At 70.1% G+C, this 8,810-nt stretch carries 7 protein-coding genes and 1 tRNA gene; 2 read left to right on the forward strand and 6 right to left on the reverse strand.

What is annotated here, in order from left to right:
• Positions 1 to 335: aminoacyl-tRNA hydrolase (gene pth / locus CWC38_RS09845; protein ID WP_133306249.1), on the reverse strand; the 335-nt coding region annotated here is incomplete at its 3' end.
• 126 nt (positions 336 to 461) lie between these two features.
• Complete coding sequence (locus CWC38_RS09850) at positions 462 to 1,094, reverse strand: 50S ribosomal protein L25/general stress protein Ctc (RefSeq protein WP_121846575.1); 633 nt, start codon at positions 1,092 to 1,094, stop codon at positions 462 to 464.
• A gap of 571 nt (positions 1,095 to 1,665) precedes the next feature.
• Between CWC38_RS09850 and CWC38_RS09855 the strand changes: the two genes are divergently transcribed.
• Positions 1,666 to 3,144, forward strand: coding sequence for a sugar transferase (locus CWC38_RS09855; RefSeq protein WP_121846576.1), 1,479 nt, complete (start codon positions 1,666 to 1,668; stop codon positions 3,142 to 3,144).
• Between the two features lie 376 nt (positions 3,145 to 3,520).
• On the forward strand, positions 3,521 to 5,137 hold the full coding sequence (locus tag CWC38_RS09860) for a GH25 family lysozyme (protein ID WP_240625201.1): 1,617 nt from the start codon (positions 3,521 to 3,523) through the stop codon (positions 5,135 to 5,137).
• Between the two features lie 97 nt (positions 5,138 to 5,234).
• Here CWC38_RS09860 and CWC38_RS09865 read toward each other — a convergent pair whose 3' ends face one another.
• The 4 genes from CWC38_RS09865 to CWC38_RS09880 all read right to left on the reverse strand — a co-directional run bounded on the left by CWC38_RS09865 (position 5,235) and on the right by CWC38_RS09880 (position 8,681).
• Positions 5,235 to 6,215, reverse strand: a complete 981-nt coding sequence (locus CWC38_RS09865; RefSeq protein WP_121846578.1) for a ribose-phosphate diphosphokinase — start codon at positions 6,213 to 6,215, stop codon at positions 5,235 to 5,237.
• A 54-nt stretch (positions 6,216 to 6,269) separates the two neighbouring features.
• Complete coding sequence (glmU, locus tag CWC38_RS09870; RefSeq protein WP_121846579.1) at positions 6,270 to 7,745, reverse strand: bifunctional UDP-N-acetylglucosamine diphosphorylase/glucosamine-1-phosphate N-acetyltransferase GlmU; 1,476 nt, start codon at positions 7,743 to 7,745, stop codon at positions 6,270 to 6,272.
• Positions 7,746 to 7,809: 64 nt separating this feature from the next.
• Positions 7,810 to 7,881, reverse strand: a tRNA-Gln gene (locus tag CWC38_RS09875).
• 71 nt (positions 7,882 to 7,952) lie between these two features.
• Positions 7,953 to 8,681 (reverse strand): apurinic/apyrimidinic endonuclease family protein, encoded by a 729-nt coding sequence (locus CWC38_RS09880; RefSeq protein WP_121846580.1) that lies wholly within the window; start codon positions 8,679 to 8,681, stop codon positions 7,953 to 7,955.
• Positions 8,682 to 8,810: the final 129 nt, after the last annotated feature.

The raw sequence follows: 8,810 nt of genomic DNA on the forward strand, positions 1-8,810 counted from the left end.
CCGCCCCCGCGCTTGAGCTTCACCGCCCCGAAGGGAAGGTCGATGTCGTCGTGGACCACCACCAGGTCCTCGAGCCCCAGGGAGTAGTAGGTGCTCAGTGCCCTCACGGGCCCGCCCGAGACGTTCATCCAGCTCAGCGGCTGCGCGAGCACGAGCCTCGGGGCTCCCGGGCGCATGCGCGTCTCCGCGACCACCGCGCGCGCCCGGTGCGCCGAGAGCGTCACGCCCGCCCTCGCCGCGAGCTCCGCCACCACCATGGCGCCGATGTTGTGCCGCGTGCCCGCGTACCGGTCCCCCGGGTTGCCGAGGCCCACCACCAGGGTGCGTTCCGTCATGCCGTGCTCCTCGCTCTCGTCCTGGGCGCCGTCCACGCCGGGACGACGACGGCGGCGGGCACCCGAGGCACCCGCCGCCGCTCATCACGTGACCGCGCCACCCGGGAGGTGACGGGGTCGAGAGGCCTACTCGTCGTCCGAGGACTCCTCGGCGGTCCCCTCGGAGGCATCCTCCTCGGACTCCTCACCCTCGGTCTCGGGCTCCTCGCCCAGGTCCTGCTCGACCGGCTCGGACACGTTGACCACGAGCAGCTCGGGGTCGGAGACCAGGGTGACGCCGGAGGGCAGGGTGACGTCCTTCGCGTAGACGTGCTCGCCCGCCTCGAGGCCCTCGATGTCGAGCACCAGGTGCTCGGGGACCTTCAGGGCATCGGCCTCGACCACGAGGACGTTCTCCTCGACGTTGTGGATGGCCGTGGGGGCAACCTCGCCCTCGACCGTCACGGGGATCTCGACCTCGACGCGCTCGCCGCGGCGAACGGTCAGCAGGTCGATGTGGAGGATCTCGGGGCGGACGGCGTGGCGCTGGACCTCCTTGATCATGGCCAGGTGGCCCTCACCGTCCACGTTGATCTCCAGGACGGCGTTCGGGTTGCGGGAGGCCAGCATCATCTGGTGACCCGGCAGGACCACGTGCAGCGGCTCGGCCCCGTGGCCGTAGATCACGGCGGGGATCTGGTTGCTGGCGCGCACGCGGCGGGCGTAGCCCTTGCCGAACTCGGTGCGCAGGGTTGCGGGGATGGTGATGATGTCCACCATGGTGGTGCTCCTTCGGTCGTGGGTCTGGTCGGTCGCCGTCAGACCGTCCGCACGCGGTGCCCGGCACCACGGTCGCGGACGGCGTCCGATCGACGTGGTGCGGCTCCAGGTGTCCCACCGCCCGGGAGGATCTGCACCGGGTGCGGTGGATCGTCAGGATCCACAGGCCGTCGTCGATAACGGGGCAGCGCGACTGCCCCCTCGCCTTGGCAACCGGGTCAGGATAGCACGCACCGCCCGCGCGGCCGCCGCCGGTCGCACTCCCACCCCCCTCCGCACGGCAACCGTGGGGCCCATGTCCCTCGCGCACCAGAGTGGCCGACAGATGACCCCCATCCGGTCCACGTCCGGCGCCGCACGCGGCTGCCAGATGTCCACAAATCTGTGCTGAACCATGCATTCGGCAGGTATTAGACCAGGTGAGGGAGTATATTCCACTGTTAGCGGGCGTAAATCTCGGGGGAGATGAACACCGTGGTGCGGGGGTCGCCTCTGATTCGAACCCCGGCATCCGAGCGAGCGCGTGGGGTGTCTCGCCGTCGAACGGTTTGTGGGGGAAGGTTCGTCGACCGTGTTCCAGGAAGCCAGTCACCAGCACAAGCACCTCTCGTGGCGCGAGAGCTACCAGCGGGAGCTGCGCGTGTACGACGCCGCCTCGCTCGTCCTCGCGCTCGCGCTCGCCCAGGCACTGCGCTTCGGGTGGCTCCAGGGTCTGCTCAACCTGGAGGCCCTGCCCATCCCCTACTGGCTCGTGGGCCTGCTCCTCGCCGTCGGATGGTGGATCTGGCTCGAGCTGCGCGGCACCCGCGGGGTCCGGCTGATCGGCAACGGGGCGGAGGAGGCCAAGCAGGTCGTCACCGCATCCCTGACACTCTTCGCCGCCATCGCCATCGCGTCCTACGCGCTCAACGTGCCCACCGCCCGCGGCTACATCCTCATCGCCCTGCCCCTCGGCACGGTCATCCTGCTCGTGGGCCGGCTGTGGGCCCGCCGGAAGCTGATGCGCCGGCGCGAGCAGGGGCTGAACATGTCCCGCACCATCGTGGTGGGCCGTTTCCCGGGGGCCGTGGAACTCGTGGGTGAGCTGCAGAGCCGTCCCGACGCGGGCTTCGACCCCGTGGCCGTCTACATGCCCACCTCGCACCACCGGTTGCCGCAGTCACTGGAAACCGTGGAGCTGCCCTGCAACGCGCTGGCCGCCCAGGAGCGCCCGAGCGTGCAGGGCATCGTGCAGGCCTGCCGTGAGCACGACGTGGAGACCCTGGTCATGGCCGCCTCCGTGCCGCTGACCACCACCGAGATCCGCCACCTGGGGTGGGCACTGGCGGACGAGCGCATCCGGCTCGTGATGAACACCGGGCTCACCGACGTGGCCGGGCCCCGCATCCACACGCAGCAGCTCGCGGGGCTCCCGCTGATCCACGTGGCCACGCCGCGGTTCACCCGCGCCAAGAAGCTGGTCAAGCGCCTCATCGACATCGTGGGCTCGCTCACCGCGCTGGTCCTGCTCTCCCCGGTGATGATCGTGCTCGGCATCCTGGTCAAGGCGCACGACGGCGGCCCGGCCTTCTTCGCCCAGGAGCGGGTGGGCATCGACGGCACCCGCTTCAAGATGCTCAAGTTCCGTTCCATGTACGTGGACGCGGAGGAGCGCAAGGCCGCTCTGACCGCCGCCAACGAGTCCGAGGGCGGGGTGCTCTTCAAGATGAAGGACGACCCCAGGGTGACCCGGCCGGGAAAGTGGATGCGCCGCTACAGCCTGGACGAGCTGCCCCAGTTCATCAACGTCCTCAACGGCACCATGTCCCTCGTGGGACCGCGTCCGCCACTGGCCAGTGAGGTGGACAAGTACGAGCAGCACGTCTACCGCCGTCTCCGGGTCCGCCCGGGCATCACCGGGCTGTGGCAGGTCTCCGGGCGCTCCAACCTGGACTGGAACCAGACCGTCCGGCTGGACCTGTACTACGTGGAGAACTGGTCCCCCGTCCAGGACATGGTGATCATGCTCCGCACCGTGCGCGCCGTCTTCGCCTCCGACGGCGCCTACTGAGCCCCGCCCTCGGTCACGCTCGGTCCACCGCTGGCAGGCGGCGCCGCGCGCACGACGACGCCCTCTCACCGGCCGCGCCCCTCCTCCGGGAGGGGCGCGGCCGTTTCGTCGTCCGGGCGGAGCACCCCGCCGCAGAGCCGCCCGCCCGGACGAGGCCTCGGGTGCCGAGCCCGTGCGACATCGAATCTTTTTCCGAATGAAATCTCCCCGTTATGCGCTCCCGGCGGGCGAAATACCCCGAAACTCGATGCGAACAATTACACTTTCCAGTGCGTCCCCCCAGGTTGCTCCCCTTCCCGCCTGCCGAGCAGCTCTCCCCCCGTGCAGTAAGGCATCATGTATGACCACCCTCCACAGAACAGTTCTGCCCGCAGCCGTGACCGCAACCGCACTGGTGCTCACGACGCTCCTGCCCGCCGCGGCGAGCAATGATCCGCACCAGAACCTGAACCCCGGCAAGGGCGATGTGGTCTCCGTGGAGACCAAGGAGCTCAAGACGGTCGTCGACGATCCGCGGCTGCCAGCCGCCCCTCCCAAGACCGGGGACAGGAATCCCGGCGCCACCATGGGCCAGAAGATGAAGTCCATGGAGGACACCACCAAGGTCTCGGCGGCCTCCGAGAAGGAGCTCGAGAAGGTGGAGGCCGCGGTCCTGGGTGGCAGCACCTCGTCCGGCAACCCCGCGCCGTCGGGCAAGAGCTCGAGCGCGCCGAGCGCCTCCGCACAGGCCGCGGACCAGGGCGGCGTGGGTCCCGCCGGTTCCATGTCCCTGGTGGTCCGTGCCGGGTCCTGGCGCCCCGCGGGCATCGCGGGCATGGACGTCTCCGGGTGGCAGCCCGCCATCAACTGGAGCGCCGAGTACGCCGCGGGCGCGCGCTTCGCGTACGTCAAGACCACCGAGGGCATCGGGTACCGCTCCGAGGCTTTCAACGACCAGTACACCGGGTCCTACGCCGTGGGCATGAACCGCGGCGGGTACCACTTCGCCCTTCCCAGCCAGACCGACGGGGCATCCCAGGCGGACTTCTTCGTGAACAACGGCGGCGGCTGGTCCGCGGACGGCCGCACCCTGCCGGGCCTGCTGGACATCGAGTACAACCCCTACCCCTCGCTGGGCGACACGTGCTACAACATGTCCGCCCCGCAGATGAACTCCTGGATCAAGTCCTTCTCGGACCGGTACAAGCAGCGCACCGGGCGCCTGCCCGCGATCTACACCACCGCCGACTGGTGGTACACGTGCACCGGCAACACCGCCCAGTTCAACAACCACCCGCTCCACCTGGCGTCCTACGGGGTGGACTACCCCGCGTACATGCCCAACGGCTGGTCCCGTCACGACCTGTGGCAGTTCTCCGACAACGGCCCGTTCTCCGGCGACTCCAACGTCTACGGCGGGTCCTGGGCCCAGTTCCAGTCCCTCGCATCGTCCGCGTCCTACGCCCCGCTGGGTGGGCGCCCCTCTGGCTACTCGGTCCGCGGCGGCATCGCTGCCGTCTACAACGCGACCGGCGGTGCCGGGGTCTGGGGGCAGCCTGTGTCCGCAGAGAAGGACGCCGCCTACGGTGGCCGGTACCAGCAGTTCTCCCGCAACGGGGTGATCACAACCGCGTATTGGCACCCGAACACCGGCGCGCACATGCTACGCAACACGAGCGGCATTGGCGGCAAGTTCGTAGCAACGGGCCGCGAACGGGGCTACGGATTCCCGGTCAACGAGGAGCGCTCCATCCCGGGGGGTGCCTACCAGGTGTTCCGCACTCCATCCGGTCAGAGCACCAAGGTCATGTGGACCTCCCGCTCGGGATCTCACGCCGTCAAGGAGTACGGGGCCATCGGCAAGCGCTGGTCCCGGAGCGGCATGGAACGCGGCATGGGGTTCCCCACCACGGACGAGTACCGCTATGGTGACGAGGTCCGGCAGAACTTCTCCAACGGGTACATGATCACGTTCCACACCAGGACCGGCCACGTGCGGGTCCTGAACATCTGATCCTGCCCGTCTGAGCCCACGCGGCAGAGAGCCGCCCACGTCGGACGACGTGGGCGGCTCTTCCGCATCCCGGGGCGGGCCCGGGACGGTGCCCGGTTCAGGAGCGGCCGTTGAAGAGGCTCGTGACCGAGCCGTCCTCGAAGACCTCCTGGATGGCGCGGGCGATCAGCGGGGCGATGGAGAGCACCGTGAGGTTCTCGAACTGGTGCTCGGGCGGCACCGGCAGGGTGTCCGTCACGACCACCTCGTCCGCACCGCACGTGGAGAGTCGCTCCACCGCGGGACCGGAGAACACGGCGTGCGTGGCGGCGATGATCACGTTGGAGGCACCCTGGTCCCTGAGGACCTGCACGGCGCCGGTGATGGTGCCGCCGGTGTCGATCATGTCGTCGATCAGCACGCACGTGCGGCCCTTGATGTTGCCCACGACCTCCTTGGAGACCGCCTGGTTGGGCACGGTGATGTCACGGGTCTTGTGCACGAAGGCGAGCGGGGCTCCGCCGAGGCGCTCGGCCCACTGTTCGGCCACGCGCACGCGCCCGGTGTCCGGGGACACCACGGTCACGTTGTCCACGTCCACCACGGAGCGCACGTGGTCGCTCAGCAGCGGAATGGCCATGAGGTGGTCCACGGGCCCGTCGAAGAAGCCCTGGATCTGCGCGGTGTGCAGGTCCACGGACATCAGCCGGTCCGCGCCCGCGGTCTTGTACAGGTCCGCGATGAGCCGGGCGGAGATGGGCTCGCGGCCGCGGTGCTTCTTGTCCTGGCGCGCGTAGGGGTAGAACGGGCTGACCACGGTGATGGACTTGGCGGACGCCCGCTTGAGGGAGTCCAGCATGACGAGCTGCTCCATGAGCCACTGGTTGATGGGCGCGGGGTGGGACTGGATCAGGAACGCGTCCGCACCGCGCACCGACTCGCCGAAGCGCACGTAGGTCTCGCCGTTGGCGAAGTCGTAGGCGTCGGTGGGAACCAGGTCCGTGCCCAGCTCACTGGCGATGCGCTCCGCGAGCTCGGGGTGCGCCCGACCCGAGAGCAGAACCATCCGGTTCGAACCCGTGTTGGTGATGCCGGTCATGTGAACTCGCTTTCTCTGACGTTCCTGGGGTTCCTGCTCGCGCGGCGCTCTGGCTCAGGCGCCGGTGCCGCGGTCAGATTCTTGGGCGGCCTCCGCCGCGCGGGCCGCCGCCGTGCCGGGGCGGTGCTTCTGCACCCACCCCTCCACGATGACCTGCTTGCCCTCGGTGAGCACGAGTGCGCCGGCGGGGACGTCCTTGCGGACCGTGGTGCCGGCTCCGGAGTAGGCGCCGTCGCCCACGGTCACGGGGGCCACGTACATGTTGTCCGAGCCCATGCGGACGTCGTTGCCGATGCTCGTGCGGTGCTTGTTCACACCGTCGTAGTTCACGAACACGGAGGCCGCGCCGATGTTGGAGTTCTCGCCGATGGTCGCATCCCCCACGTAGGAGAGGTGCGGCACCTTGGAGCCGCGTCCGATCGTGGACTTCTTGGTCTCCACGAACGTGCCGATCTTGCCGTCCTCCCCGAGCACCGTGCCGGGACGCAGGTACGCGAACGGCCCCACGGTGGCACCGGCGCCCACCTCGGACTCGCTGCCGTGCGTCCGGGTCACGGTGGCGCCCCGGCCCACGGTCACGTCCGTGAGGGTCGTGTCCGGGCCCACGACGGCGTCCTCGGCCACCCGGGTGCGCCCGTGCAGCTGGGTACCGGGCAGCACGGTGGAGTCCGCCTCCAGCTCCACGGTGTCGTCGATCCACGTGGTGGCGGGGTCCACGATGGAGACGCCGTTGCGCATGTGGGTCTGCAGCGTGCGCTGGTTGAGGTAGTGGCCGAGCGCGGCGAGCTGCACGCGGTCGTTCGCGCCCTCGAGCTCCATGTAGTCGGCCATCTTCAGGGCGTCCACGCGGTGGCCTGCCTCGCGGGCCAGGCGGGGGACGTCCGTGAGGTACTTCTCGGCCTGGGCGTTGTCGGTGTCCACGCGGGAGAGCGCGTCGCGCAACACCGCGGCGTCGAACGCGAAGATGCCCGAGTTGACCTCGGTGACCGCACGCTCCACCTCGGTGGCGTCCTTGAACTCCTTGATCTCCGTGAACCGCCCGTGGGCGTCCCGCAGGATCCGGCCGTACTTGCCGGGTTCGGGGTGGTCCGCGGTGAGCACCGTGACCGCGTTGCCGTGCTCGGTGTGGTGGGCCAGGAAGGAGCGCAGGGTGTCCGCGGTGAGCAGGGGGACGTCACCGTAGGTCACCAGCACGGTGCCGCTCACGGGGGTCCCGGCGTCGAGCACCTCCAGGCCCGCGTCCACGGCGGAGCCGGTGCCCGGGATGTCCGACTGGTCCGCGGTGAGCACGCCCGGTGCCACGTCCGCGATGTGCTGGGCCACGAGGTCGCGCTGGTGGCGGACCACGGCCACGATGCGCTGCGGCTCGAGCTCGCGCGCCACCTGGAGCGCGTGGGCGAGCATGGAGCGTCCACCGATCTGGTGCAGGATCTTGGGGGTCTTGGACTTCATCCGCGTGCCCTTGCCCGCGGCAAGGACGATGACGGCGGCGGGGTTCTCCCCGGTCGTGGCGGTGTCAACGGTGCTCACGGGCCGGACTCCTCTGGGTGCTCGTGAGGCGGTGGGGGCCATCTTCGCCTCGATGTGTCGTTCGTTCCGCCACTAGGACTCGAACCTAGACTCACGGCTCCAAAGGCCGGCGTGCTGCCAATTACACCATGGCGGAGCGCTGTCACCCGGGGGCGGCAACAGACGATGCACCCGCAGGCACACGAAAAATCACTGTAGCACCTGCGCTCAGCGCGTCAGCACGGGCAGGATGCGCCCCCTCGCGCACTGTTCGCGGTAGCCCGGGAGGCTCCTGCGGAGGACCTCCTCGTCCCGTTCGTCCAGGCCACGGACCACCACCTGCGCCCGGTCCGCGACGCGCCGCACGTGGTGCCACGCGTCGTCGTCGGGCTGTCCCGCGGCCCGGGAGCGGGACACGTCCCAGGCCATCGACGTCACGTGCGGGGAGGTGACGTCCAGGGTGCCCTGCTGGTGCTCGCGGTCCAGCAGCGCGAGGAGCATGAGCACCTCCTCGGCCACCGAGCTGTTCTGCACCATGAGGCGCACCCCGTGGTCGGAGGCGGCCTCCGCGAGCGCGGCGAGCATCGAGTACAGCCGCTGCCGCTGCCGCCCCCGGTGGGAGACTCCCCCGAGTGCCAGCACGAGCATCTCCGCGCCCACGCCGCGGCACAGCCCCAGCGCGTCGTCCACCGCGGCGATCACCCCCTCGTCGGGAATGTCCTCGTCCACGGCCACCGGGGCGCGCAGTAGCAGCGGCGCGGCACCGGCCTCCCGCAGCTGCTGCGCGACCTGACGCCGCACCACGGAGCCCATGTGCGAGCCCACCGGGCGGTTCGCCCCGATCGTGACCTCCACCGGACCGGGGTGGGCCCGCACCACCGCCACCGCGGCGGCCAGGTCCTGGGGGGTGTCCAGAACGGTTCCCGGGCCCTGCCGGCCCACGCCTGTCTCCTGCATACCGGCCAGTCTCCCACGGCTCGCCGGGGGTTCGCTGGGTCGCTGGTTCCCGGGTTGGGGTGCTGAGCCGGGGCCACCAGGGGTTGAGGGCGAGGGGTCGGGGGCCTCCCGGGACCCGGGGCTCTGAGG

Origin of the sequence: Kocuria tytonicola (assembly GCF_003687455.1) — a bacterium.
Taxonomy (GTDB): Bacteria; Actinomycetota; Actinomycetes; order Actinomycetales; family Micrococcaceae; genus Kocuria; species Kocuria tytonicola.

Excerpts from the sequence above, each read along its gene's own strand:
- CWC38_RS09865 (WP_121846578.1), bottom strand. The coding sequence starts at position 6,215 with ATGACCGGCATCACCAACACGGGTTCGAACCGGATGGTTCTGCTCTCG.
- CWC38_RS09850 (WP_121846575.1), bottom strand. The coding sequence starts at position 1,094 with ATGGTGGACATCATCACCATCCCCGCAACCCTGCGCACCGAGTTCGGC.
- CWC38_RS09880 (WP_121846580.1), bottom strand. The coding sequence starts at position 8,681 with ATGCAGGAGACAGGCGTGGGCCGGCAGGGCCCGGGAACCGTTCTGGAC.